General features: G+C 63.3%; 21 protein-coding genes. 14 read left to right on the forward strand and 7 right to left on the reverse strand.

Translation table 11 applies throughout. The annotated features are described in order from the left end of the window. Positions 1-223: 223 nt before the first annotated feature. Positions 224-1,213: a fumarylacetoacetate hydrolase family protein gene (locus tag G5A07_RS15300; RefSeq protein ID WP_043398812.1), complete on the forward strand. Its 990-nt coding sequence runs from the start codon at positions 224-226 to the stop codon at positions 1,211-1,213. A gap of 14 nt (positions 1,214-1,227) precedes the next feature. Further along, on the forward strand, positions 1,228-1,911 hold the full coding sequence (gene maiA, locus G5A07_RS15305) for a maleylacetoacetate isomerase (protein WP_191863548.1): 684 nt from the start codon (positions 1,228-1,230) through the stop codon (positions 1,909-1,911). Between the two features lie 33 nt (positions 1,912-1,944). On the opposite strand, the gene G5A07_RS15310 is transcribed toward maiA, so the two are convergent. Genes G5A07_RS15310 through G5A07_RS15320 form a run of 3 tightly spaced genes read right to left on the reverse strand, consistent with a single transcriptional unit; the run spans position 1,945 to position 5,891 of the window. Next, complete coding sequence (locus tag G5A07_RS15310) at positions 1,945-3,441, reverse strand: UdgX family uracil-DNA binding protein (RefSeq protein ID WP_191863549.1); 1,497 nt, start codon at positions 3,439-3,441, stop codon at positions 1,945-1,947. After that, the gene (locus G5A07_RS15315; protein ID WP_191863550.1) at positions 3,422-4,705 is read right to left on the reverse strand and encodes a putative DNA modification/repair radical SAM protein; all 1,284 of its coding nucleotides are present in this window, start codon (positions 4,703-4,705) and stop codon (positions 3,422-3,424) included. The genes G5A07_RS15310 and G5A07_RS15315 overlap by 20 nt, the downstream gene beginning before the upstream one ends. A gap of 58 nt (positions 4,706-4,763) precedes the next feature. Beyond that, complete coding sequence (locus G5A07_RS15320) at positions 4,764-5,891, reverse strand: PilT/PilU family type 4a pilus ATPase (protein ID WP_043398800.1); 1,128 nt, start codon at positions 5,889-5,891, stop codon at positions 4,764-4,766. 121 nt (positions 5,892-6,012) lie between these two features. Between G5A07_RS15320 and G5A07_RS15325 the strand changes: the two genes are divergently transcribed. The 12 genes from G5A07_RS15325 (at position 6,013) to G5A07_RS15380 (ending at position 21,215) form a co-directional block, all read left to right on the forward strand. Further along, positions 6,013-6,378 carry a DUF4398 domain-containing protein gene (locus G5A07_RS15325; RefSeq protein ID WP_010480631.1) on the forward strand — a complete coding sequence of 122 codons (366 nt, stop codon included), beginning with the start codon at positions 6,013-6,015 and terminating at the stop codon, positions 6,376-6,378. Further along, positions 6,375-7,259 (forward strand): hypothetical protein, encoded by an 885-nt coding sequence (locus G5A07_RS15330; RefSeq protein WP_191863551.1) that lies wholly within the window; start codon positions 6,375-6,377, stop codon positions 7,257-7,259. Before G5A07_RS15325 ends, G5A07_RS15330 begins: the two co-directional genes overlap by 4 nt. Before the next feature lie 324 nt (positions 7,260-7,583). Next, positions 7,584-7,820, forward strand: coding sequence for a YdcH family protein (locus G5A07_RS15335; protein ID WP_005407964.1), 237 nt, complete (start codon positions 7,584-7,586; stop codon positions 7,818-7,820). A gap of 300 nt (positions 7,821-8,120) precedes the next feature. Continuing rightward, positions 8,121-9,491 (forward strand): pyridoxal-phosphate dependent enzyme, encoded by a 1,371-nt coding sequence (locus tag G5A07_RS15340; RefSeq protein ID WP_019338009.1) that lies wholly within the window; start codon positions 8,121-8,123, stop codon positions 9,489-9,491. 123 nt (positions 9,492-9,614) lie between these two features. Then, positions 9,615-10,787, forward strand: coding sequence for a cystathionine gamma-synthase (locus G5A07_RS15345; protein ID WP_191863552.1), 1,173 nt, complete (start codon positions 9,615-9,617; stop codon positions 10,785-10,787). 28 nt (positions 10,788-10,815) lie between these two features. Beyond that, positions 10,816-11,598, forward strand: coding sequence for an ABC transporter permease (locus G5A07_RS15350; RefSeq protein WP_191863553.1), 783 nt, complete (start codon positions 10,816-10,818; stop codon positions 11,596-11,598). Positions 11,599-11,613: 15 nt separating this feature from the next. Next, entirely contained in the window at positions 11,614-12,219 is a 606-nt protein-coding gene (locus G5A07_RS15355) for an acyltransferase (RefSeq protein WP_191863554.1), read from the forward strand. Continuing rightward, positions 12,203-13,450 (forward strand): glycosyltransferase, encoded by a 1,248-nt coding sequence (locus G5A07_RS15360; protein WP_191863555.1) that lies wholly within the window; start codon positions 12,203-12,205, stop codon positions 13,448-13,450. The genes G5A07_RS15355 and G5A07_RS15360 overlap by 17 nt, the downstream gene beginning before the upstream one ends. Then, positions 13,450-14,742 carry an ABC transporter ATP-binding protein gene (locus G5A07_RS15365; RefSeq protein WP_191863556.1) on the forward strand — a complete coding sequence of 431 codons (1,293 nt, stop codon included), beginning with the start codon at positions 13,450-13,452 and terminating at the stop codon, positions 14,740-14,742. The genes G5A07_RS15360 and G5A07_RS15365 overlap by 1 nt, the downstream gene beginning before the upstream one ends. Continuing rightward, positions 14,742-18,230, forward strand: coding sequence for a polysaccharide pyruvyl transferase family protein (locus tag G5A07_RS15370; RefSeq protein ID WP_191863557.1), 3,489 nt, complete (start codon positions 14,742-14,744; stop codon positions 18,228-18,230). Before G5A07_RS15365 ends, G5A07_RS15370 begins: the two co-directional genes overlap by 1 nt. A gap of 17 nt (positions 18,231-18,247) precedes the next feature. Next, positions 18,248-19,492: a glycosyltransferase gene (locus G5A07_RS15375; RefSeq protein ID WP_191863558.1), complete on the forward strand. Its 1,245-nt coding sequence runs from the start codon at positions 18,248-18,250 to the stop codon at positions 19,490-19,492. Positions 19,493-19,724: 232 nt separating this feature from the next. Continuing rightward, a complete protein-coding gene (locus G5A07_RS15380) occupies positions 19,725-21,215 on the forward strand; it encodes a glucosyltransferase domain-containing protein (protein WP_191863559.1) in 1,491 nt (496 codons plus the stop codon). 210 nt (positions 21,216-21,425) lie between these two features. Here the strand turns inward: G5A07_RS15380 and G5A07_RS15385 are convergent, their stop codons facing one another. From G5A07_RS15385 to G5A07_RS15400, 4 genes are all read right to left on the reverse strand, one after another. Beyond that, complete coding sequence (locus tag G5A07_RS15385; RefSeq protein WP_191863560.1) at positions 21,426-22,397, reverse strand: NAD(P)-dependent oxidoreductase; 972 nt, start codon at positions 22,395-22,397, stop codon at positions 21,426-21,428. A gap of 3 nt (positions 22,398-22,400) precedes the next feature. Then, positions 22,401-22,778, reverse strand: a complete 378-nt coding sequence (locus G5A07_RS15390; protein ID WP_014035892.1) for an SMR family transporter — start codon at positions 22,776-22,778, stop codon at positions 22,401-22,403. Between the two features lie 29 nt (positions 22,779-22,807). Next, positions 22,808-24,214, reverse strand: a complete 1,407-nt coding sequence (locus tag G5A07_RS15395; RefSeq protein ID WP_191863574.1) for a UbiA family prenyltransferase — start codon at positions 24,212-24,214, stop codon at positions 22,808-22,810. A gap of 106 nt (positions 24,215-24,320) precedes the next feature. Continuing rightward, positions 24,321-26,993, reverse strand: coding sequence for a sulfatase-like hydrolase/transferase (locus G5A07_RS15400; protein ID WP_191863561.1), 2,673 nt, complete (start codon positions 26,991-26,993; stop codon positions 24,321-24,323). Positions 26,994-26,996 lie beyond the last annotated feature (3 nt).

Below are 26,996 nucleotides of genomic sequence, written 5' to 3' on the forward strand. Positions count from 1 at the left end.
GGTTTACGGCGTGTCCTGCCCACCCACACCGCCCCACCCAACTCACAGGAAACCAGAGCCGCTTTGGCATTTGACGTAGCCCTGGCTTGACGCAGGTGCAGGGCTGCAAGCCCTGCCGACCCCCCACTACGGTAGGGTGGACCGATGCCGCGCTGCAGCTTGGCGCCGCCGCAGATTTGATTACACTTGAAACTTGTTTGCCCACGACTCCGGACACCCACCCATGAAGCTTGGTTCTTTGAAGGAAGGCGGCCGCGACGGCACCCTGATCGTCGTCTCGCGCGACCTGCGCCACGGCGTGCGCGCCACCGGCATTGCCGCCACCCTGCAGCAGGCCCTGGAAGACTGGAGCCACATCGCACCGCGCCTGAACGCCCTGTATGAATCGCTCAACGCCGGCGACGCCGATGGCGTGTTCGACCTTGACCCGCAGGCACTGGCCGCGCCGATGCCGCGCGCCTATGAGTTCGTCGATGGCAGCGCGTACCTGCCGCACGTCGAACGCGTGCGCCGTGCCCGTGGCGCCGAGGTGCCGGAGAGCTTCTACACCGATCCGCTGATGTACCAGGCCACCAGTGCCGGCTTCCACGGCCCGCGCGATGCGGTCAAGGTGGTCAGCGAGGACTACGGCATCGACCTGGAAGCGGAGATCGTGGTGATCACCGACGACGTGCCGATGGCCGCCACCCCGGAGCAGGCGGCGGGCCATATCCAGCTGGTCGGCCTGGTCAACGATGTCTCGCTGCGCAACCTGATCCCGGGCGAGCTGGCCAAGGGCTTCGGCTTCCTGCAGTCCAAGCCGCGTTCGGCGCTGTCGCCGGTGTTCGTCACCCCGGATGAGCTGGGTGCGGCCTGGCAGGACAGCAAGGTGCACCTGCCGCTGCTGACCCACATCAACGGTAAGTGGTTCGGTGCGCCGGAAGCGGGCGTGGACATGCAGTTCAACTTCGCCGAGCTGGTCGCGCATGCGGCCAAGACCCGTCCGCTGGGCGCCGGCACCATCGTCGGCTCGGGCACCATCGCCAACGAAGACACCAGCAAGGGTGCATCGTGCTTCGCCGAGCAGCGCGTGGTGGAAACCCTGCGCGACGGCAAGCCGAGCACACCGTTCATGTCCTTCGGCGACGTGGTCCGCATCGAGATGCTTGATGCCGCGGGCAACAGCATCTTCGGCGCGATCGAGCAGCGCATCGAACAGGCGGCCAAGCCCTGAGCATGGAGGCGGCGATGGAGATCCTGGTTGACGACGGCCCGGTCGACGACGGCATCGTGCTGTACACCTACTGGCGATCCAGCGCCGCCTACCGCGTGCGCATCGGCCTGGAGCTGAAGGGCCTGGCCTGGGAGGCGCGGCCGGTGCACCTGGTGCGCGAGGGTGGCGAGCAGCACCTGGACGCCTATCGCACGCTCAATCCGCAGCAGCTGGTGCCGACGCTGCTGCAAGACGGTCAAGTGCTGACCCAGTCACTGGCGATCGTGGAATATCTGGATGAGCGCTTCCCGCAGGTACCGCTGCTGCCGGCCGACGCCGCCGGCCGCGCGCGGGTGCGGGCGCTGGCCCAGCTGGTGGCCTGCGATATCCATCCGATCAACAACCTGCGGGTGATGCAGTACCTGGAGCGCGACCTGCAGCTGCCGGCCGACGCCCGCGCGCAGTGGACCCTGCACTGGATGGCCGAAGGCTTCCAGGCCATGGAAACGCTGCTGGCCAACAGCGGTGACACAGGCACGTTCTGCCACGGCGATCGTCCGGGCCTGGCCGACCTCTGCCTGATGCCGCAGCTCTACAACGCACACCGCTTCGGCTTGGACCTGACGCCGTACCCGACCCTGCGCCGCATCGAAGCGGCCTGCCAGGCGCTGGACGCCTTCGACCGCGCCCGCCCGGAAAACCAGCCCGACGCCGCCTGACGGGCCGCTTCGCTCGCCGGGCGCGGCCCGGCGCTACCGGTCCCCGGCCCGTGGTAGCGCCGGGCCATGCCCGGCGGATGCCCCATCCCCTCGCAACATCTGCCGAAGGTCTTCCCGGAACAGCCGATAGCCGGCCTCGCGGCGTGCATCGTCGGTCTGCCGCAACACCCACGCCGGGTGCACCGTGGCGTAGCCGCGCGTGCCATCTTCGAGGGTGTGCCAGCGTCCGCGGTCGCGTGAGAGGTCGAAGTCACGACCGAATACCGAGGCTGCCGCGGTTGCGCCGAGGCAGACGATGACCTGCGGCCGCACCCGCGCGATCTCGCCCATCAGCCATGGCCGGCAGGCCTGGATGTGGCGGCTTTCCGGACGCTTGTGCAGCCGGATCTTGCCGCGGCGCTCATGGTGGAAGTGCTTCACCGCATTGGTCAGGTACAGCGTGGCGCGATCGATTCCCAGCTCGGCCAGGGCACGATCCAGCAGCTGGCCGGCCGGGCCGGCGAATGGCTGGCCGCGCAGATCCTCGACGTCGCCCGGCTGCTCGCCGACCACCATGATCGGGGCATCGGCCGGGCCTTCACCGAACACCCCCTGCGTGGCCGCTTCCCACAGCGGGCACTGGCGGCAGGCCAGCGCCTGTTGGCGCAGTGTCTGCAATCCCTTGGCGTCGGCGGCGGGCATTGGCGCCAGCGCCCGCGCAGGTATCTTCCGTTGCGGTGCCTGCGCGGGCCGGTCATGCATTTCCTGCACGCGATCGCCCGCATCGCGCACCAGGCGCGGCAGCAGCTGCGCCTCGGGCAGGTGGCGCCAGTACTTGGCCGGCATCTCCTGCATCATCATCCGGGTATTGAGCCGCGCCGGATTGAAGATGCTGGCGTAATAGGTCTGCCACAGCGCCTCCCGTGCATCCTCTGCCGGGGCGTCCTCGCGCCGTGCGCCGGGGCCGAAGGCCAGCGCTTGTCCATCCCATGCCACGCTGCGTGACGGCGTCAGGATGGCCCAGTGCATGCCGGTGAAGCGGCGCGCGAAAAACGGCGCCACCCGATCGACGATGTGGTGCTGTGGCTCGAACCACGCGATGAACGCCTCGGGCTGGCCGGGCACCTCGCGGAAGCGCACGAACGCCTTCATCTTGTGGGTATCGCGGCGAACGGCCTGGGCGAGCGCGGTTGCGCGCAGCACGTCGGCATCGGCGGGATTCGACAGCACCGAGCGCTCGCCATGGGTGATGCGCCACAGCAGCCGGTACAACAGGGCCATGCGCTGCATATCGCGATGACACAGGCAGGTGGCCGCCAGTTCAAGGAAGTCGCGCGGTACGTTCGGCACGCCGGCGTCGGCCAGCACGGGCGCGGAGCTGACCGACGGCGCATCCAGCAGTGATGCGTCGCTGCCCTCCAGCCAGTCCAGCTGTTCCGGTGCGATGCCGCGCAACAGGGCATCGCGGGCACCGTTGCGCCAGGCCTCCAGCGACCACGGCGGCTCCACCCGCAGCGACCAGCGCTGTGCGTCAGGCTGGCGGTGGGGCATCGAACAGCGATCCCTGACGGGGCGGTGGGGCCAATTGGGCGCGCAGCGCCGCCGGATCGTCCAGCGCCCTGCGCGGGTGGTGGTCGGCCAGCAGCACGAATGGCAGCAGTTTGCTCATCGGCGCCTTCAGGCGTGCCACATCGGCAACCCGCAGGCGACCGTGGCGGCGCGCCATCAGCACCCGCTTCACATTGCGCACGCCCAGCCCGGGTACGCGCAGCAGCATTTCCTTCGGCGCTCGGTTGAGATCCACGGGGAAGCGTTCTGGGTGGCGGATCGCCCAGGCCATCTTCGGGTCGATGTCCAGATCGAGCATGCCGGCCTGGGTGGTATCGGTGATTTCATCCACGCCATAGCCGTAGAAGCGCAGCATCCAGTCGGCCTGGTACAGGCGGTGCTCGCGCTGCAGGGGTGGCGGCTGCAGCGGCAGCTGGCGGCTGGCATCCGGAATCGGGCTGAAGGCGGAGTAGTACACCCGGCGCATCCGGTAGTTGCCGTACAGGCTGTCGGCGCTTGCCAGGATCTGCTGGTCGTTGGCGCCGTCCGCGCCGACGATCATCTGCGTGCTCTGCCCGGCCGGTGCGAAGCGGGGAGGGCGCGGACGCGCGCTGCGGGTGGACACCGGCGCGACCACCGCTGGCGCCTTGCGCGCTTCCTTGGCTTCCTCGATGCGCCAGCGCAGCTCGCCCATCGCACCGCGGATGGACTGTACGGTCTTCTCCGGTGCCAGCGCGCTCAGCCCGGCTTCGGTGGGCAGCTCCACGTTGATCGACAGCCGGTCGGCGTAACGCCCGGCGCTGGCCAGCAGTTCCGGCGACGCTTCGGGAATGGTCTTGAGGTGGATGTAACCGGCGTAGCGGTGTTCCTCGCGCAGTTGCCGCGCTACTTCCACCATCTGCTCCATGGTGTAGTCCGCATTGCGGATGATGCCGCTGGAAAGGAACAGGCCCTCGATGTAGTTGCGCTTGTAGAAGTCCAGCGTCAGCGCGACCACCTCGTCCACGCTGAAGCGCGCGCGGGGCACATTGCTGGACACGCGGTTCACGCAGTACGCGCAGTCGTAGACGCAGAAGTTGGTCAGCAGGATCTTCAGCAACGAAACGCAACGGCCATCCGGCGTATAGCTGTGGCAGATGCCCATGCCTTCGGTGCTGCCGATGCCGCCGCTGGCGCGTGAGTCGCGCTTGCCCGAGCCGCTGGAGGCGCAGGAGGCATCGTATTTGGCGGCGTCAGCCAGGATGGCAAGCTTGCGGATGGTTTCCATTGCGGAAACCTACGGATCGGCGGTCTCATTGGATGAGACCGCCCCTGAACCCTTCAGGTCAGAACCCGTGGGTGATGCTCGGCGCGCCGGCCGAGAAATCCGCGTACGGGTCGTGTTCGCCGCTGCTGCCTTCGGACAGGCGGAACTTCAGCGCCAGGCCATCGCGCGAGTCGGCCGCGCGCAGGGCCTCCTCCTGCTCGATGGTGCCAGCCTTGGCCAACCGGAACAGGCACTGGTCGAAACTCTCCATGCCTTCCTCCAGCGAGCCTTCCATCGCAGCCTTGATCTCGTGCACCTGGCCGCGGCGCAGCAGGTCGCGGATCATCGGCGTGTTGATCAGCACCTCGGTGGCCGGCAGGCGACGGCCTTCCTTGTTCTTCACCAGGCGCTGGCTGATCACCGCACGCAGGTTCAGCGCCAGGTTCATCAGCACGTTCTTGTGCGCGCTTTCCGGGAAGAAGTTGAGGATGCGCTCGATGGTCTGGTCGGCGTTGTTGGAATGCAGGGTGGCCAGGCACAGGTGGCCGGTCTCGGCGAAGGCGATGGCCGCCTCCATCGTCTCCGCGTCCAGGATCTCGCCGATCAGGATCACGTCCGGCGCTTCACGCATCGCGTTCTTCAGCGCGTTGTGGAAGGCATGGGTATCCAGCCCGACCTCGCGCTGGTTGACGATCGACATCTTGTGCTTGTGCAGGTACTCGATCGGGTCCTCGATGGTGAGGATGTGACCGGTGGTGGTGCTGTTGCGGTGGTCGATCATCGACGCCAGCGAGGTGGACTTGCCGGAGCCGGTGGACCCCACCACCAGCACCAGCCCGCGCGGGGTCATGATGACGTCCTTCAGCACCTGCGGCAGGTTCAGCTCCTCGATGCTCGGGATGCGGCTGCGGATGGCGCGGATGACCATGCCGACCTCGCCCCGCTGCTTGAACACGTTGACGCGGAAGCGCCCGGCATCGGGCAGGGCGATGGCCATGTTGAGCTCCAGCTCGCGCTCGAACTGCGGCACCTGGCCTTCGTCCATCAGCGAGTAGGCGATCTTCTTGACCATGCCCGGCGGCAGGCCGGTGTTGCCCAGCGGATAAAGCTTCCCCTCGATCTTGATGTAGACCGGTGCTCCGGTGGTCAGGAACATGTCCGAAGCGTTCTTTTCGGTCATCAGCTTCAGGAAGTAGCCGATATCCATTGCGAATTTTCCCCAACGAAACGGCCGACGCCCGTTGCCAGCACGGTGTCGGCTTGACGACAATGGCCGTGAACCGACAACCGGTACGGCCTCCCCAATGAAACGACTTAGCTTCGCACGAATGCGCCATGGCCTGTATGTGATGGCGTTTGCATTCGCACTGTCTGCCCCCGCCTGGGCGCAGGATGGCGCACTGGAACTGGCCCAGGCCCGGCAGGCGGTCGACAAGGCCACCCAGGCTGACGCCGACCAGTACGCCCCGGACCTGATCGGGCTGGCCCGGCAGGGGCTGGAGCAGGCCCAGCGTGCTGCCGGCGACCGCCGCGAGCGCAAGAACGCCCCGGCGATCGCCCTGCGCGCCGCCGCCGATGCCGACCTGGCCCGCGTCCGCAGCGAGGAAGCCACCGTGACCGCCCAGCTGCAGCTGCGCCGCAACGAGGTCAACCAGCTGCAACGCCAGCTGTCGACCGGGGAGGACCGCCGGTGAAGCCGATGACTGCCGCAACCCTGGCCGCGCTGCTGGCGCTGCCGCCCCTGGCCGTGGCCGCCGACAACCCGATGGTGGCGCAGCTGAGCCAGCGTCTGATGGCCATCCAGGCCAATCCCGACACCGCTGAGCTGGGCGCCTTCGAGCGCATGCAGGCTCAGCAGGCCATTGCCACCCTGGACAAGGCCAAGCGCCGCGACCAGGAGCTGGCCACCTACCTGGCCGAGCGCCGGGTGGAGATTGCCGAGACCGCCGTGCGTACCGCACTGGCCGCGCGCGAGGTCGACCGTCTGGAGCGGACCCGCAGCGACCTGCTGATCGAGGCCAGCCGCCGCGACGCCGCCCGCGCCCGCCAGGAAGCCGAGCAGCTGCGCATGCAGGCGCAGATGCAGGCGGAGGAGGCCGAGCGCCTGCGCCAGGCCGCCGAGGCCGAAACCCTGGCCCGCCAGGACGCCGAGAACGCCCTGACCAGCGTGGCCGGCAAGCAGCAGCAGCGCCTCAGCGCCGCCCAGCAGAACGCCGCCAAGCTGGCCCGCGAGGAAGCCGAGCTGGTGTCCGGTCAGAAACTGCCGGGCTCGAAGTTCGATGGCCGCGGCGAGGTCTTCACCTTCCGTGGCGATGCGTTTGCCGCCGGCGCCTCCAGCCTGTCCGGCGGGGCCCGCAACCAGGCCAAGGCGTTGGCCGAATACCTGAACATCGGCAAGAAGGGCCGCCTGCGCATCGAGGCCTATGACAACGCGAATGGCGTAGGCCAGAAGCGTGCCGAAGCGCTGCGCGATGCCCTGGTCGCGGCCGGTGTCGCCAGCAACCGGATCCAGCTCGCCGGCAAGAAGGCGGCCTCCACCCAGGCGCGCTCGGCCGAGGTCATCATCGCCCCGTAATTGCTTGATATCGTTTGTTTTTCGTTGTGATGAGCATTCAGCCTGAACCCCGCCCCGGCGGGGTTCGGTCTTTTTGCCGCAGGGGTCTTGTACCCCGCCTTGAGCAGGCGTAGGGTCAATCGTCCGGGACGCAATGCCGCGGACCGGACGATGGGAGGGCCGGGCCGATGCAAACAGGGCGCGAACCGCAGCGAATCGACGTGCGCAGGCCAGTGCCGCAGGTCGTTGCAGGCGTCCAGGTGGCCATCGACCGGCGCTCCTCCATGAACAACGCCCCGTGCCTTGCGGCCGGGGCGTTCGTGTATCTGTCGAAGGAGGTCCATCATGTTTGAAGATCAGCCCCAGAGCGAGATCGACGCCCGTCGCGCGCGTGATCCGGAGTTCAGGGCACTCCATGACCAGCACCGCAAGTTGAACAAGAAGTGCATGGACGCGGAGTTGGGTGTACTCCCGATCGATGATGTCACCCTGGGTCGCATGAAGCGCGAAAAGCTGCTGGCCAAGCAACGACTTCTGCGAATGTACGAAACACCGCTCCCAACGACGTCCCCCACGCTTTGACGCACCCCGTCACGCCCGGAACGGCGTGACCCGGCCATCGATGGCCCCGCCGGGCGCTTCTGCCCCGGCATCGCGGCACCGCCGATGAGGCGGCCGCGCCAAGGCACCACAAGCGGTGGTGCCTTGGCCGGCAGGCACAACTCACCGATGCGGGCGGTACCGGTCTCCTCGTCGATCCGGGGCCGTCCGCATCTCTTTTTTACGGCGGGCACGCCGCTGCCGCAGCGACCTGACTTTCATCGCCATCCGTCGGATAATCACCGGTCCGGCCCTGCGTGGCGCGAACCGAAAGTCCTCCGAATGCCCATCCATTCTTCCGTCCTCGAACTCATCGGCCAGACCCCGATCGTCAAGGCCCAGCGCCTGGACACCGGCGTCTGCGAGCTCTACCTGAAGCTGGAGAGCGCCAACCCGGGCGGATCGATCAAGGATCGCATCGGCCTGTCGATGATCGAAGCGGCGGAGAAGCGCGGCGACCTGAAGCCTGGCGCGACCCTGGTCGAGGGCACCGCTGGCAACACCGGCCTGGGCTTGGCCCTGGTGGCCCAGCAGAAGGGCTATAAGCTCATTCTGGTCGTTCCCGACAAGATGAGTCGGGAAAAGATCTTCAACCTGAAGGCGATGGGCGCTGAAGTGCGTCTGACCCGCTCGGACGTGGCCAAGGGCCACCCTGAGTACTATCAGGATCTGGCCAAGACCATTGCCGAGCAGACCCCGGGCGCGTACTTCATCAACCAGTTCGGCAACCCGGACAATCCGGCCGCGCATGAATTCGGTACCGGCCCGGAGATCCTCGAGCAGATGGGCGGCGACCTCGATGCCATCGTGTTCGGCTGTGGCAGCTCCGGCACCATGACCGGCCTGTCGCGCGCCTTCGCCAAGCTGTCGCCGAAGACCGAGCTGGTGCTGGCCGACCCGGTTGGCTCGATCCTGGCCGAGTACATCAACGACGGCAATCTGAATGACAAGTCGGGCAGCTGGCTGGTGGAGGGCATCGGCGAGGACTTCCTGCCGTCGATCTCCGACTTCAGCCGCGTCAAGAAGGCCTATGCCATCAGCGACGCCGAGAGCTTCCACACCGCGCGCGAACTACTGGGCAAGGAAGGCATCCTGGGTGGCTCATCCACCGGCACCCTGCTGGCCGCGGCACTGAAGTACTGCAAGGAGCAGACCACGCCGAAGAGGGTGCTGGTACTGGTCTGCGATACCGGCAACAAGTACCTGTCGAAGATGTACAACGACTACTGGATGCTGGACAACGGCTTCCTGCAGCGCCCGCAGCATGGCGACCTGCGCGACCTGATCCTGCGCCCGTACGGCCAGCGCGACACTGTCGTGATCGGACCGAACGACCTGCTGACCACCGCCTACCAGCGCATGAAGCTGTACGACGTGTCGCAGCTGCCGGTGATGGACGGCGACCAGCTGGTCGGCATCGTCGACGAAAGCGACGTGCTGCTGCATGTGTATGGCGATGAGGCACGTTTCCGCGACACCGTCGCCACCGCCATGGTCAGCAAGCTGGACCGGCTGGACGTGAAGTCGCCGATCGAGGCGCTGTTGCCGGTGTTCGACCGCGGCCAGGTGGCGATCGTGATGGACGGCGACACTTTCCTGGGCCTGATCACCCGTATCGACCTGCTGAACTATCTGCGCCGCCGCGTGCAGTAAGCCGCTGATCGCTGCAGATCACCACTGAATTCCGGTTTATTTGCGTCAAAGCTCGTTAAGGCTGCGCTGATAGACTCCCGATCCTTTGACGGCGCCGCACGTCGGCGCCATTCAGGAAACGACATGTCCAACTCCTCTTCGCCCGACCGCGCGCTGGCCCTGGCTACCCTGGCCATTCACGGCGGTCAGTCGCCCGACCCCAGCACCGGCGCGGTGATGCCACCGATCTACGCCACCTCGACCTATGCGCAGTCCAGCCCGGGCGAGCACCAGGGCTTCGAGTACTCGCGTACCCACAACCCGACCCGCTTCGCCTATGAGCGGTGCGTGGCGTCGCTGGAAGGCGGTACCCGTGGTTTCGCCTTCGCTTCGGGCATGGCGGCCAGCTCGACCGTGATCGAACTGCTGGACGCCGGCAGCCACGTGGTGGCGATGGACGACATCTACGGCGGCAGCTTCCGCCTGTTCGAGCGTGTGCGTCGCCGCACCGCCGGGCTGGACTTCAGCTTCGTCGACCTGACCGATCTGGCGGCGTTTGAAGCCTCCATCACGCCGAAGACGAAGATGGTCTGGATCGAGACCCCGACCAACCCGATGCTGAAGATCGTCGACATCGCCGCGGTTGCCGCCATCGCCAAGCGCCATGGCCTGATCGTGGTGGTCGACAACACCTTCGCCTCGCCGATGCTGCAGCGTCCGCTGGAGCTGGGCGCGGACCTGGTGCTGCATTCGGCCACCAAGTACCTCAACGGCCACTCGGACATGGTCGGCGGCATGGTGGTGGTCGGCGACAACGCCGAACTGGCCGAGCAGATGGCCTTCCTGCAGAACTCGGTGGGGGGCGTGCAGGGCCCGTTCGACAGCTTCCTGGCCCTGCGTGGCCTGAAGACCCTGCCGCTGCGCATGAAGGCGCACTGCGCCAACGCGCTGGCCCTGGCCCAGTGGCTGGAAAAGCATCCGACGGTGGAAAAGGTGATCTACCCGGGCCTGCCGTCGCACCCGCAGCATGAGCTGGCGACCCGCCAGATGGGCGGCTACGGCGGCATCGTCTCGATCGTGCTCAAGGGCGGTTTCGAGGCGGCCAAGCGCTTCTGCGAGAAGACCGAGCTGTTCACCCTGGCCGAGTCGCTGGGTGGCGTGGAAAGCCTGGTCAACCACCCGGCGGTGATGACGCACGCTTCGATTCCCGTGGCACGCCGCGAACAGCTGGGCATCAGTGATGCGCTGGTAAGGCTGAGCGTGGGCGTGGAGGATCTGGGGGATCTGCAGGTGGATCTGGGAAGGGCGCTTCAGTGACCGACGGATTGTCCATGGTGCCTGCCGCATGAGTGCCTCGAATCTGGCTGGTCTCATCTTTCAGCTCACCCGGCGTGAAGTCAGCGGGCGCTACAAGGGCTCGGTACTCGGCTTGTTCTGGTCCTTCGTCAATCCGTTGTTGATGCTCAGCGTGTACACGCTGTTCTTTTCGGTGATCCTGAAAGTGCGCTGGGGAGATCAGCCGCAGCGGCAATCGGATTTTGCAATCCTGCTGTTCGTCGGCCTCATCCTCCACGGTTTCATCGCCGAATGCATCAACCGTGCGCCCGGTTTGATCACGGGAAACGTCAATTACGTCAAGAAGGTCGTGTTCCCGATCGGCATTCTGCCGATCGTTTCCTGCTCATCGGCGCTGTTCCATTGGTTCATCAGCCTAAGCGTACTGGCACTTGCCCTGGTGTTCGTTGGGAACGGCGTTCCAGCCACTTTTCCGCTGATTCTCGTAGTGATGGTGCCCTTGGTGCTGTACGCATTGGGCATCAGCTGGATATTGGCGTCTGTTGGTGTCTACCTGAGGGACGTTAACCAGGTGGTGGGTGTGTTTTCGCAGATTCTGCTGTTCATTTCGCCTGTGTTTTTCCCCGTCACCAAGATTCCTGAGTACATTCGTCCGCTTTTCCTGGCCAATCCGCTCACGACCATAATTGAACAGGCGCGGGCTGTCGCCGTATTTGGGCAATTGCCGGACTGGTGGCAACTGGCAGGGCAGTTCGCAGTGTCTGCAGTCGTCTGCGTGCTGGGAATGGTCTGGTTCCGCCGTACCAAGTGCGGGTTCGCTGATGTCCTTTGAGAAGGAGGCTGCACGATGAATCGCCTGAAGCAATGGCTTCTTCGCCAGCGTTTCTTCTATGTGCTGATGGGGTTGAAGTACTACCTCGGCAACAATGTCATTGCCCGCTTTCCGATCGAATGTGTCCGCCGGTTCTATCTGACCCGCGTGCTCAAGGTGGCAATCGGCAAGGACACGCACGTCAGCATGCGCTGGTTCGTCACCGGCTATCCGGTGCGCGCGCACGTCAGCATCGGTGACAACTGCGTGATCAACCGGGAGGTGTATCTGGATGGTCGGGTAGGCGTGGTTATTGGAAACAATGTCAATGTTTCTTTCCAGACCTGCATCCTCAGCTTGCACCATGATCACAATGCACCGACCTTTCCCGCGATTGGCGGTGTGGTCACCATCCAGGACCATGCCTGGATCGGTGCCCGCGCCACATTGCTGCCGGGCGTGACCATCGGCGAAGGTGCGGTGGTCGCCGCTGGCGCGGTCGTCGCGCGTGACGTGGCGCCTTATGAGGTGGTGGGGGGCGTACCCGCCAGAAAGATCGGTGAACGCAACCCGGATATCCAGTACCTCACCAGGTTCTCACCGTATTTTGATTCGGACATCTTCGATGAAACCGCAGGTTAAGAAACAAGTTCTCGTGTTCATGCTGGCGCCTTCGCTGCCAGCGGTGACAGGAGGCGACATCTATGCGGTGAACGCCGTACTGCCGTTCGCCGAAGAGATCGACTACCACCTGTTCTGCTACGTGGGCGGCGAGGCGGACCGGCGCAAGGTCGAGCAGCATCGCGCGCTCTACGACAAAGTGTTCCGCTCGGTCCACCTCGAGCCTCGTCCGAAGATGCCGTTCGAGCTGCCCAAGGTGCAGCGTGCCCTGTCGATGGCGCGGCAGGCATTGCAGGGTCTGCCTTTCATCGATGCCAGCTATTACAGCCGCAGCGCCGTTGCGGCTGCACGTCGCATTGTCCGCGAGCAGGGCATCGATGCGATCGAGGTCAACTCGACCCATCTGGCGTTCTTCCGCCGGTTCCTGCCGCAGGTGCCGGGTATCCTGCTAAGCCACAACATCGAAGCTGACATTTTCCCGTTCTGGATGCCGGCAGGCCTGAGCGGATGGAAGCTGCGTTTCATGGAATGGGTTGCCGGCCGAAGCCGGCAAGCCGCGAAGGCTGTCGAGATCGAGAATGCCTTCGGGTTCTCGGCGATGACCTTCATCTCTCGCCATGACATGTCACGGGTTACCGACAAGGTCCCACGCTACCTCATGCCGCTGCACTTTCCGTTGGGTACAACGCGTTTTGAAGACAAGCCGGATGATGTCTTCCACGTATTGTGGATGGGCGGCTTTGGCTGGTACCCGAATGCGGAGGCGGTGACGTGGTTTGCCGAGAAGATCCATCCGCTGCTGGCAGACCAGTTGCAGGAGCGGAAGATTGTTCTGCATTTCTGCGGCGGCAATCCTCCGGAGGCGCTGCAGGCATTGCATGATGGCCGCAACGTTCTCGTGCATGGCTTCGTCGACGACCTGCAATCGCTGCTGGACAAAGCGCATCTGCTGATGGTGCCACTGCTGTCCGGCGGCGGCATCCGCGTCAAGATCGTCGAGGCGATGTCTGCCGGTATTCCCGTACTCAGCACCAGCAAGGGGTGCGAGGGCATCGGCGCGACCGACGGCGTGAATATCCTGGTGCGTGATGATGCCGAAGGGTTTGCCCTTACATTGCTGGAATGCGCGCAGGATCGAACGCGACTGGCGGCTCTGTCGGCGGCCGGGCAGGATCTCATGGCGCGCGAGTATTCACAGCAAGCGAGCCTGGACGCCAAGCGAGCCGCCTATCGGCATGCGGGGGTGATGTGATGCAGGCAGCAGATACGCCGTTGGCCGTTGCGCCGGTGGTTTCGGTGCGCGGTGTCGGCAAGGTCTTCCGTATTTTCGACCGTCCGGCGCAGCGTCTGTTGCAGCCGGCGGCAAACCGGCTCCGGCGTCTGGTGGGCATGCAGCCGCAGCCGGTGCGCGTGTTTCATGCGTTGGACGACGTCAACTTCGACATCGCTCCGGGCGAAACTGTTGGGATCATCGGTCGCAATGGCAGTGGCAAGTCGACGCTGCTGCAGATTCTCGTCGGCACGCTGCAGGCAAATACCGGTAGCGTGACCGTCAATGGGCGCGTCTCGGCGCTGCTGGAACTGGGCGCTGGCTTCAACCCCGAATTCAGCGGGCGCGACAACGTCTACCTGGCAGGCGCCATCATCGGCCTGGGCTCGGCGGACATGACCCGCCTCATGCCTGAAATCGAGAATTTCGCCGATATTGGTGAGTTCATCGACCAGCCTGTCAAAACCTACTCCTCGGGCATGTTCGTACGGCTTGCGTTTGCCGTGGCAATCCACGTGTCGCCTGATATCCTGGTCGTGGATGAAGCGTTGGCAGTGGGCGATACCGCCTTCCAGACCAAGTGCCTCACCCGCATCCGCAGGATGCAGTCCGAGGGCGTCAGCATCATCCTGGTAACCCATTCCACCAATACCCTGCTGGAATACTGCGACCGGGGCATCTACCTGCGCCGCGGACGGGTCGTGCTGGATGGACCGTGCCGCGAGGTTGTCAAGAAGTATGCCGACGACCTGGTGGACGAAGAAGGCGGAGCCGTGATCTATGCGGACGAGGCCCTTGCCAGCTTGCAGAATGATGGTCTGCCTGCAGACGCTGCGGCATTGCCGGCAAGTGAAATCACCGGCGTGGAGATTCTCGACCTGGAGGGGCAGCCAAGGACGACGTTCGGCCATGGCGAACAAGTGCTGGTGAAGGTCGCCATCCATGTGCGCCGGCGTATCGAGCAGCCCTGCTATGGGATTCAGTTGAAGAGCGTGGATGATATCGCCCTGTGGGCTGGCACCACCCAGAACATGAGCCTTTCGCCGCTGCCAACGGAACCGGGCGATTATGTTTTCGATTGGCAGTTGACGTTGAATGTCACCGGCAACCGCTATGTACTGGCACTGGGTATCGGTGACCTCGACACGGGCGAGTATCACCGTCATTCCCGCGTGCCCTACGCGGGCCACGTGGATGTGCTGCCTCAGCCCCATTCCGGCCATGGCTGGCTTGCTCCCGCCCCTCGCTTCACCGCACCAGTGAGAACTGCATGATGACGCACTCCAAGCCAGTATTCAGGGCCCTGGTCGTGGGTTTCTATGGGGCACCCAACGTGGGCGACGAGGTGTTGCTGGACCTGCTGGTCCGCCGCATCCGCGAACTGGGCGGCGAGCCGGTGGTTGCCAGCATCGATCCCTCGTTGACCCGCCGCATGCATGGTGTGGATGCCGTGCAGTTTGCCAATGTCGGGGATGTCGCCCGTGCACTGATGCATTGCGACGTACTGGTGATGGGGGGTGGCGGCATCTTCCAGGACCATCATCCCTTCAACCTCGATGCCGTGTATCTCCCTTATGCGAACGACATTTCCGGCTATGCGCGGCCGATGCTGCTCGCGCGGCAACTGGGAGTGCCGACGATCGTGTGGGGGCAGGGGGTTGGGCCGCTGAGTTCAGAGGGCGCACGCACCCTGGTGCGAGAGTTGTTCCAGCATGCAGACGCCGTATCCGTGCGGGATGAATCGTCCAAGGCACTGCTGCGCCAGATCGGCGTGGATCGGGATATCCTCGTTGCCGCCGATCCGGGATGGTTGTTCCGCCGCTATCATCCATTGCCGGCGCAACAGGCCGCGCATGGCGCAGGACAGTCGCAGAACAAGGTACTGGCGGTGGTGGTGCGTGAATGGGACAGGGGGCAGTGGAAAACGTCCCTGGCGGAGGCATTGCGCACCGCAGTTCCTGCAGGGTGGCGCATTCAATGGGTGGCGTTCCAGGCCCATACCGAAGGCAGTGGCGCTACGTCCGACCTGCCCTTGATCGAATCGCTGCGTCAGCAGCTACCGGGACGCAGCAATGATGAACTGATCGCACCGGCAACAACGGAGGCGACCTGGCAGGCAATCACCAGCGCTGACGCGGTGCTGTCCATGCGCCTGCATGCCAGTATCCTTGCCCTGCTGGCGGGCAAACCTACTGCGGGCCTTGAGTACGACGACAAGCTGTCGCATGCCCATGTGATGGCTGGAATGCCGGCGATTCTGAGGCTCTCGACCGACGATGGCCCGGAGCGCTTCGTGCAGGCGATCCAGTCGCTGGTCGCCGAAGCCTGGCGGCCGGATCCGCAGGTGGTGGACAGCCTGGAAGCGTCCGCCAGCGCGCACCTGCGGCTGCTCGACGACTGCTCCTCCCTGCCGCCGGCGCCCCTTCGCTTCGACGCAACCTCCACAGATTGGTTGTCACTGTGGCTGCAACAGGCACTGATCGAGCTTGGACAGACCCGGCAGCAGAGCCAACGTGCCCACGATCTACTACTGTTCCGGGACCATCAGCTTGCCGAACAGGTGACGGAGAACGCAAACCTGACGCAGCAACTTGTCGAGAAGCAAACGAAGATGAATGAAGACATGGTCCGCTTGGATGCGGCTCAAGGCCAGCTGCAGGAAGGTGCGCAGGCATTGCAGCAGATGAAGCAGGAAAGTGCGCAGCTGCTGCAGCAGTTCCAGCAGCAGTTGGCAGGCAAGCAGGCCTATATCGATGACAAGGAGGTCTACATTGCGATCCTGCAGCAGCAAATCGAGCAGATACAGGCCGAGCTGGCGCGCAGCCGTCAGGAAACCGCAGATGCGCTGAATCTGTGGCGTCGCCTGCGCAGGTTCCTGCAGTTGCTTCGTCGTGACCTGGTGCGCTTGCTGGCCGCCCCCTTCAAGTTGGCTTCGGTCTGGAGGCGGCATGGGTTGAAGGTTGCACTGCAACAGATCCCGCGGCGCATGAAGACGCTGGGTGTTCCTCAGGCCGTTGCCACGCAACAGATGGTGGAGCCTCCGCCGTCGATGGTGCGAGCGGTTCGCCGCGAGCGCCTGCTGGTGATTGCCGGCACATTGACTACCGACGGTTGGCCCAACCGGGCGATGCAGTTCGCGAAGGCGGGTGATCGTGCCGGCTTCTTCGCGCGCATCACCGCAGTGGATGGAAGTGCCTGGCCGGACGATGGCAGCGGCCTGCCTGTGCGTCTTGGGGTGGATGCCCACACATGGTTGCAGGAAGTGCGTGCCGTGGACACCCGTGTGCTGGTCGCTGACGCCTCGGCGGCGACGTTGGCCCTGGTCCGTTCGGCACGCGAGCGCGGCGCCGAAGTGATCGTCGATCTTGATGCGCTTGGCACGGATTCTCTTTCCGCCGAACTGCGGGCCCTCACTGATCGCGTTGTCATCGGGACCCCGGAGCAGAAGGTCGATGGCGTGCCATCGCTCCTGCTGGACGTGGCCGGGGACAACGAGATCTTCGATTCCTATCGCAGCCATGTGCTGCCGCAGGCCTATGAGCCTGGCCGGCAACATGTCCTGTTCGTTGTTCTCGGTGGCGATGGTGACGCCTGGCTGCGTGCCGCGCTGAAGGCTTCCCCCAGCCTTGTGTTCCATGTCACCGGCATGAAGGTGGAAGGCCACGACGCGCGGCGGGTACATGCCCTCGACTGGTCATGGCAACCGCAGCAGATGGCCCCGCTGATCGCCGGTGCGCATGCGGTGGTCATCGTCGGTGGTGCCGAAGACAGCCAGCGGCTTGCCGACCTGTCTATGGCAGCGCTGCTGCTGGAGAAACCGGTGTTTGTCGATGCGTTGCCGTCCTTCGCGATGTCGCCCAACCTACGCCGGGTGGAGATCGGGCAGCTCACTGCGCAGTTGGCCGAAGCCGCTGCCGTGGAGGACTATGCGTTCATCGCCCGCCACACCTGGCTGGGCCACGTCGAGCAATTGATGCAGCCGGAGTATCCGGCTTCGGTAAGCGTGGTAGTGCTGATCTACAACAACCGTCGCATCATCGAGCGTTGCGTCAGTACGTTGCTTGAGCATGCGGGTGAGTGGCTGCAGGAGATTGTGGTTGTCGACAACCAGTCCAGCGACGGTGGCGCCGAACTGGTCGAATCGCTATATGCAGGGCACGCCAAGGTGAAGCTTGTGCGCAACAGCGAGAATGGGTGCTCCTCGGGCCGCAACCTGGGCGTCAAGCATTCCACCGGTACCTACATTGCGTTCTTCGACTCGGACCAGTGGCTGACCTCTCCTTCCTGCTTCAGCGAAGCCGTGAATATCCTGGCGGCCAACCCCGGGGTCGGTACCCTTGGCTGGAATGCAGGCTGGTTCGATGCCACGCGGGATGATCTTGGCGGGCCCATCTCCGACTATCTGCCCAATCGCGGCATGAACAATGAGGCCCGCATCAGGGGATACCGCGATGACGTGGGCTTCCTTGGAACCAGCTGCATGTTCATCGCCCGCGAACTGTTCGAGCGTCTGGAGGGGTTTGACGTGTTCTACGATCCCACATGCTTCGAGGACACCGACATCTGCTTCCAGGTGAAGAAGGCCGGTTATTCGGTGGCTTTCCGTGACCTGGCCGGTGTCCGCCACCAGCCGCACCAGACCACCGGTGCCAGCGAAGGCAGCGAGCGCTACAGGAAGCTGTTCAACCGCAATGCAGCCTACTTCCGCGACAAGTGGAAGGGGTATCCGGAGTTCTTCGTGGACCTCAAGTCCTGGCATTGAGCGAGGCAGAGGCGGCAATGGCATGGGGCAAGGTCAAGCGACGGCTGCTGGAAGCCATGCTGATGTTCGGCCCTGGTTTGTACAGTCACTGGTCGAGATCACGGTCCACAGGAGCAATTGCGGGGGTTCCGTCGACAGAGCGCCCGCGTGTGCTCCTCGTGGACCATGATTTTCCCGAGATTGACCGTGATGCAGGATCACGCGCGATCTCATGCTTCGCTGACCTCTTGGTCGACGCCGGTATGGAGGTCGTCTTCTGGGCGGCAACGATTGAGCCCTCCGCGGTTGGTAGAGCTGCCCTTGAAGGGAGAGGCATCACCGCATTGAGTCGACGGGAAACCGGGGCACTGGATGGATGGCTGGCGAAGTTCGGAGGAAGTTTCATCGGGTCGGTGTCAAGCCGGCCACTGATCGCGGCTATGTATCTTCCGGTCATGCGCGCGGCGATTGTCGGTACTCATCTCTATTACGGGCACGACATCCATTATCTGCGGTTGCAGTTGATGCGTACTACATCCAGGGCCACCCTTGCCGATCATTGGCAGTGTTTGTTGATGAGAGTGGTGGAACAGAGGGCGTGGAGAAGTGCCGACGTAGTTCTGTATCCCTCCAAAGATGAGGCTGAAACAGTGAACCGTTATCTTGCTGGTCGCGGCTTGGCCGGGAACGGCGAGATGTTCCCGCTGTGGACCGTGGATGCGGGATCCATGCAGTACACACCCGGCCTGGGTAAAAGATCGGGATTGCTGTTCGTTGGTAGCATGGCGCATGCACCAAACGCAGATGGTCTGGACTGGTTTCTGCACAAGGTGTTTCCCTTGCTTCAACGAGGAGGACAGGCGCCGGTCCTCACCGTGGTGGGCTCCGGTATGGAGAACTACCATGTGCCCAAGCATGCCTCTGGTGCGGTGCGTATTCTCGGTCGCATCGACGATGCTGCATTGGAGCGCTGTTACGCGTCTACGCGCCTGGTCATCGCGCCGTTGCGTTTCGGCGGTGGGGTCAAGGGGAAGGTGATCGAGGCAATAGGGCAGGGTGTTCCAATCATCCTGACAGGTGCGGCCGCGCAGGGCCTAGCTGGAGTCGAGGATATACTGCCGACTACCGATGACCCGTCAAGGTATGCTGCTGCCATCCAGGAGCTGGATCAGGACGACCAGGCTTGGTCAGCCGCGTCTACCAAAGCACGCCTGTTCTTAGCGGAACAATATGACCATCGTCAGTTCGTGCAAAAGCTCAGGCGTCTGCTGCTGCATTCCTGATTCGGAGCGAAGTGCTGTGGTGCAAGGGACTATTCATAGGGCAATGTGCCCTGCCGCTCCCTGGATCGGCAGCAGGTAGCCGCGCGGGTCTGTCCACCCACGCCATTTGCTCACAAAGGATTGGCTTCGCCATCATCCAGTCGAGTAGCATTCCGCACGGGACGTCTTCAGGGCAGTCAAAGAGCCGGTTTGGCCCGTTCGCGGCCATCGGTACCTTTGCCTGAATGATGTAATGCCGGTCAAATTCAGTTGGGCGAATCTGGAGTTAGAGGAAGAGATGGATTGGAATAATTTGGCTGGGCGGGTGCGGTCGCAGCTGCACTCGATGTGCACTGATGCCCCGATCCATGGCGGATTCAAGATGGTGGCTGCGCTTCTGTCCATGCTGCTCGTGGCATCCGCTTATAGCCAAGTATCGAATCTGCACGTGTTCGGTCACGATGAAGTTCACTACAACCACTATTTCCAACTGAAGCTGTTGCAGGATGGCCGGTGGCTGAACTATATCTTCAGGAGTGTACTTGTCAGTATTGACGCTTCAGCTTGGTTCGTCGCGTATATCGCCGCACATCTTTTGCTGGTCTATCGCATTGCGCGCCGCGCAGGCCTGTCAGTCCCACTGGCACTGATCATCTCGGCCGTCGTTTCTATCTCTCCGCCAGTAGTGGAACAAAGCATGTGGCCGGCCACTGCGTTCTCGGCAGTTGCAGTCCTGATCCTGGCCGAGGTGGTCACGCGGCGGGTAGAGATAGCACCGGCTATTGTCTATGCGACGCTCGGAATCCTTCTATTCGGGACGATGCAGAGCTACTACTTCATGGTTCCGCTCCTGTTCATCGGCGAGTTCGCGTCCGAACAGCGGAGTGCTCGGGATCGATGGAGGTTGTGGTTGCAACACACGCTCAGCTGGGTGGGGGGGGCAGTACTCGGCGCTTTGGTCATGTCGATGATGCTGCTGGTGCTGGCAGGACATTTCGGCCCGCAGGTGGATGACTGGCGAGCGCCGCATCCGGCCAAGGATCTTCCCTCTCTATGGCAGAACGTGAACTACGTCATTGGATCATTCCAGGCATGTGTATCTGCCCTTGGCAAGGCCTCGAACCTGGATGGTTGGTTGCTGTTGGCAACCGTGCTGCTGCTCATTCCATTCGCCGTTCGCCGGAAGGGTTCAGCCCAGATCCTGTTGACGCTCGCATTGGTCGCTGCGGCCTTCCACGCATTCTCGATTCCGTTGGCGCCAGTGATAACCACGCGCAGCCTGATCGCGCTGGTGCTCGGACTGACGCTGTTCTTCGGTCTTCTTGGAGCTGGTCACTGTGTCTCACGGGCGGTGGTCTTCCTCCTCCTGCTGGCGGGCGGTATTGGATTCCAGGCACAGGCCCGTACGTTCCTCCAGAGCCAAGTGGAAACCACGTCCTTCCTGTTTGAGAAGATCGACACGCTACTGCCATTGCCGGCGGAACGGTATTCAGTACTGGCTGTTTCCGGTCGCATGCCGGTTGGCAAAGAGCCAGGTACCACTTTCAACAACGAATACCTGATGAATTCGGTGGTGGTGGCTACCGGGGCCAGGAGTTTTGTTGATTGCCGGACGCACAAGGCAGAATTGTGCGAGATGGCGGTGGAAGGTGACGCAGTAAATGAAATCGGGCTCGGTGAAGGGCGGCTGAGGCTCTTCCAGGATGCGAAGGGTGGCGCGTTGATCGTCTACAGCGATGGCTGATGGCGCCGCCAGTGATTTCGGCCCGACGTTGATCGCAGCGGCTTCGGTGCGAGGAAGTCATCGCCTTTTCCGTGCTGGGGCAGCATCGTGGTGGATTGCCGCGCCGATCTCTATCCTGCCTCGCCGGACATTTCTCCGGCGAGGCAACTGCGACAGGCATCCGTCTGCGGATACGGAGGCGATCCCAGCCAGGTCCCTCCATGCGATCACTCAGATCTGCTTCCGGTAATGTGCGTACGCTGCAACGAGCATGTCCTCGTCATTGCGTGTGGGATGCCAGTCCAGAAGTTCCTGCGTAGGTGCAATGTCAACCACGTAATTGATGTCGGCGATCTGATACTGCTCCCGATGCAACAATGGCTTGCCGAGCTTTTCCAGCAACGACAGGACCATCTTCAACGGCTTGGCGGGTACTGGCACTACAATCGAGCGCGAGCCAATGCGCTTGATCGTATTGCGCAGCAACTGGCGAACTGGTGGTGCATCGCCTGATCCCAGGCTCAGCGCGACGGCGGGGAATCCCTTCTCGACCGCAGCAAGAATTGCGCTGACGACATCCTCCACTGCGATCATCTGATAACGGTTCCGGCCGCTGCCAATGGTTGGCACGGGAAGGCCAAGGTCCATCAACCGGAACAGCTTGATCAGGATGCCAAAGCGTCCGGGGCCCACAATCATGCGTGGACGGAGGACGGTAATCAGGTAGCCCTCGGTTCTTGCTTGCTCGCACAGCTGTTCTGAAGCCGCCTTGCTGCGCCCATACGGACCCAACGGGTTGCGTCGGTGCGTTGGAGGTACAGGCAGCGATTCCGGTAGCCCGTACACCATGTCCGTGCTGGTATAGATCAAGCGCGGCTGGCGCAGTTTGCGCATCCACTTCAATACATTGGCTGTACCGGTAACGTTGACCTCGGCGAACCAGGCGTCCTGCTCTTTTGCCGGCACGGCGTTATGGAACTGCCTTGCCGCAAGGTGGTGGACGACGTCACCTTCATCCAATGCCACGCGCGACAGCGCCGCAGTATCCAGAATATCCAGTTGGTGATGGACGACCCTCCCTGAGAATTCTGCAGGGAGAGGCAGCAGGTCAACGGTCTGAACCTGCTGGCCCTGTGCAAGGAGGGTCCGGACGAGATGCGATCCGGTGAAGCCCGAGCCACCAATGACAATATGCTTGCTCACGGCTCAACCTCCACGCGCGACGAGCACGACACCAGCACAGATCAGCGCGATCCCAGCCAGCTTCATTACGCTGACCGGTTCACGGAAGAACAGATATGCAGCGCCAACGACAATTACATATCCCACGCTGAGGAAGGGATACGCGAAGCTCACCTGGACTTTGGAGAGGACGTACATCCAGAGCACGATGCTGATCGCATAGCACGACAGTCCGCTGAACACCCACGGATTGAAGACAATGCGGATGGCGCCCTGTGCGAGCTCAAGCACGCCCTGGTTGGTCACCAGCGAAACATTCGGCATGCCTTTGCGAAGGAAAAGCTGCGCACTCGCATTGAGGGCTACGGAGAACAGGATGAGTGGGATGAATTTGAGATACATGCGATCAACTTTGGAATGATGGGGAGGCATTACCAGTGGCGTGTCGCCGCCATTACGATGATCAGCCCGGCGAGGCCGACGGCCTGACTGACGCGGTCGCGCGCTGCGAACACGATGGGATCATCATGCATGTCGCCCCGGTGGGCGACAAACCAGGCACGGCTGATCCAGTACAGCAGCACAGGACAGAGCAGCCAGAGCACTTGGGGCGTGGCGTACAGTCTGAGGCTGTCCGGGCTGTTGATGTAGAGGGCGAAGACCAGAACGCCGATGTAGCCCGCAGCTGTCCCGAATGACTGCACCAGCGGCAGATCGGCTACGGAGTATCCGCGACCGGAGGCTTTCTGCTTTCCCTGCGTTGCAGCCGCGGTTAGTTCGGTATAGCGCTTGAGGAGGGCAAGACTGAGGAAAATGAACATCGAGAACGCCAGCAGCCAGAATGACCGTGGCGAATCGATTGCAAAAGCGCCGCCGATGATCCGCACGGTGTAAAGCGCCGCCAACACCACGACATCGATCATCACGATGCGCTTGAGCGTGAACGAATAGGCCAGGGTCGTGATGAAGTAGATCAGCAGGACCAGCGCGAACGCAGGACTTGTCCACAGCGCCAGGGCGAAACCGGCCAGTGTCAACAGGGGGGTGGCGACCAGGCCATGAAACAGGGGCAAGGTCCCGGCCGCGAATGGTCGCTTCCGCTTCCGTGGGTGCTGCCGGTCTGGTGCCAGATCCAGCAGGTCGTTCAGTAGGTAGACGCCGGATGCGCACAGACCGAATGCAAGGAAGGCGAGCGCCGCGTTTACCACGGCTTCTGGTTCGAACAGGCGGTGCGCGGTAAGCAGTGGAACCAGTACCAGAAGGTTCTTCAGCCACTGGTACAGCCGCAGGGCCTTGATCCAGGGGCGGAGTCCTCCGGGCTGTCCCGGCAGGTGATCGATCAACCGGGTTTGCGCGCTGGCTTGGTTTGCCAGCGATTCGGAGGCGTTGACGACGATGGCACCTGCGGCGTGCTTCCAGACCGGCAGGTCAACGCGGTGGTTGCCAAGGTAGTCGAAACCCCGTTCCCCATAGCGCTCGACGAGGGCTTCAGCCTTGGTGTGCCCGGCAAGATTGCGGGCACCATCGCTGGCGATGACCTCGTCAAAAACGCCGAGATGATCGGCGATCGGCTGGACCAGCAGCCGGTCCGAAGCGGTGCACAGGACGCGCGGACGCTGCTGTGTCGCGCGCAGCATGGCCACCACCCGTTCATCGTATGGCAGCGTTTCAACCGACAAGGTCACTCGGGAAGCGAGCTGGCGCTTCACATAGGCCTTGCCGCGCAGCAGCCAGAACGGTACCAGCAAAGCAAACAGCGGGTTGTGCGCCAGCAGGGCCAACAGTGATTCGTACAGCAGGTCGCTACGCAGCAGCGTCCCATCCAGATCGACGCACAGGGCCGCTCCCGGCGTCAACTCACCGGATCCGGCCGGTCCGTCATTGTGATGCGACATGTGCCGCAGTTCCCCTCAGCCAATAGTGCGGGGAGTATACGAGGGGGCGTTACATTGCGACAGATTCGGGTACCGCCCCGGGGGCGTGAAGGCAGTGCGCCCCTGGACAGGCTGGAGCGGCCGGTTGAGCCGTCGCAGCAGGGGCCAAGTGCAGACGGTGCAGGGTAATCAGCTCGCAGCCCGCAGCAGCGCAGGTCGTTTGCCCTGGCACCAGCGTCAAGGTGAGCTGCCCGCCTGCGGCGCTGGACAGGCGTGCCAGGTCGATGGCGTATTCACGCGTCCCTGCCTCGATCTGAAGCAAGCCGAGCGGGGCGTCATTGCCCATAACCGTGATCTGGCGAGGTGACTGCGCTGACAGTGAAAGGACTGCTTGCAGTCGGGCGGGCTCGGACGGCAGGCGCAGGCGGAGCGAGGCGGCTGCGTCGCGAATGCTCCGGCCTTGGGGCGATTGCCCATGCCAGCCACAGGAAATGAACCGATTGCCGGCATCGGCGCTGAAATCCACCGACGATCCCACGGGCAGTGCCTCGTAGGCGGGCAACAGGGTATAGCCATCCAGTCGCACCGCAGCGTCGGGTGATACGCCGACACGGACTTCGGCCAGAGGCAGGTCGTCAGGGAATACATACCTGGCTTCCAGCATCGTCCCGTCAAGTTCGTCGGCCGTGTCCAGAAGCGCATGGCGATCGTAGGTCTGTGCCCCGTAACTGGCAACGATGTCCACCCAGGCACCGTTGGCGGGGTGGGCCACGCCCTGCAGGCTGAGGGTGTAGTTGCCTGCGCACAGATCCTGGTAGGCGCCATAGGCCAAGGCCCCTTCGGCACCCTGCGAGAACAGCTTGCCATCCATCGCCTCTCCGACGATCGTATTGCTCGCATCGAAGTGGTTGCGGATGATGAAATCGTTGCGTAGCTGGGATGCCGGGGGCGCTTCGCGTGCAGCCCGCAGCAGTTCCGGCACCCGCGCGCCTGCCTTGAGCGATTGTTGTGACACTACGCGAGCCGTTCCGTCAGCGCTCCCCCAGAGGCACCACTCATCGGCGGGCTGTCGCTCATCGAACGCAAAGCAGCGATCAATGTAGAGGACCTGCTGGGAATCCCCTCCGGCCAGAAGGTGGCCAGAGCGGATGCCGTTCGTGCCCAGCTGGGCAATTCGGCCGCGGTCGTCGGCAGCGATGGCCAAGGGCGGAGTCAGGGTCTGCTTACCCAACTGGATGACGCCATCCACCAACTGCAGATGATCGTCGATCCGGCCCAGTTCCCATAGCGTGCTGGAATAGGCCATGAAACCAGGCAGACGGTCCTCGCTGGCATCTGGTTCCCGGACACTCAATGAAGTGCCTGCGCCTTTCACGGAAAGCTGTGAGCGGCCAAATCCGAGTGCCACTCCCCCCTGCAGGGCATCAAGCAGTGAGGCGCCCGTATCGAGGGTGGTTGCGGGTCGATCAACCCGCCTCGCGCGCAGGTCGCTGCCGAACATGAGAAGAAGGTTGCTGCGATCAGCATCGCGCAGCAGGTCGGCAATGTCGTTGGGCAGAGCCAGATGGTCCGATGCAACAACAACGATTGTATTGCGAGCGTAGGGACTGGTACGGATGCGGCGCACGAAATCAGCAACCAGTCGGTCCGAGCAATGGATTGCGTCGAGCATCGGCCTGCGCTGGCCAAGTCCCTCATAGGCGACATCGAGGCAGGCATGGGGAATGTGCCCGCTTGGATGATGTGTATCCAGAGTCAGGCCGACGAGTGCAAAAGGCGTGGTCCGTTGCGAGAGCGCAGCGAAGCGGTCCCAGAGCGCGTCCAACAGGACATCATCGTGGACGCCCCATGGCGAGAAGTGGTTGTCGCCCAGCTTCAGGCTCTTGAAATAAGAGCGATCGCGTACCGTGCCGAAGCCGTGGCTGGCGAGGAACTGTCCCTTTCCAGCGAAATCAGAAGCAGCGCCTCCGATGAACTCCACGTCGTATCCCCGCTCGCGCAGGTGGTCGGTCAGGCAGTACGCACCAGGCAGGAAGCGGCCGATGCTTGCATAGCCGTTGGCATCCTGACTGAGGGAAAGGGGGACGCCGCACAGAGAACTGACCATGCCGGCGATCGTCCACGTGCCGCCTTCGCGCGAGTCCACGTGCAGGAAATCCACGGCCTCGCTGCGCAGCTTGTTCAACTCTGGCGTCAGTCCGGGGAATCGCGACTCATCGAGGTAGGTGCGCTCGAGGCTTTCGGCGTAGAGAATCACCACGTTGCGATGATTCCCGAGGGGGCCGTCGGGACGTACGTACTGGTCCCCTTGTGCCGGCGCAAGACGTGCCTGCCGATCCTGGCGTACCAGTGTCGCGACGTCGTAGACGATCGGATTGAAAATCAGCGTCGCCAGCAGAGAAGCCGCGAACAGAGGACCGGCGGGTGCCCACCTTCGTGCCGAATGCAGGCGGGGCATGAAAGCGAGGACCAGGCATGCCACCAGTGCTGCCGAAAGCAGGACGATGGGCAAGCTGAAATCAGTGACTCCTGCGCCGCGCATGCCTGCGCGCAGATGATAGATCACGGCGTAATCGATGCCATTGCCACTGAGTGCATCAATGAAAAGCCAGACCGCCAGCAGCGCTCCGCAGAGTGCAGTGACCAGCAGTTTCCACCGCCGTCCATGTGTGCAATGTCGCGCAAGCAACGCGAGCATTCCGATCCATGCCGCAAAAAGCAGGCATTTCATCGCCATCTGCATTCT

The sequence above is a fragment of the Stenotrophomonas sp. AS012628 genome, assembly GCF_010608305.1.
Taxonomy (GTDB): domain Bacteria; phylum Pseudomonadota; class Gammaproteobacteria; order Xanthomonadales; family Xanthomonadaceae; genus Stenotrophomonas; species Stenotrophomonas geniculata.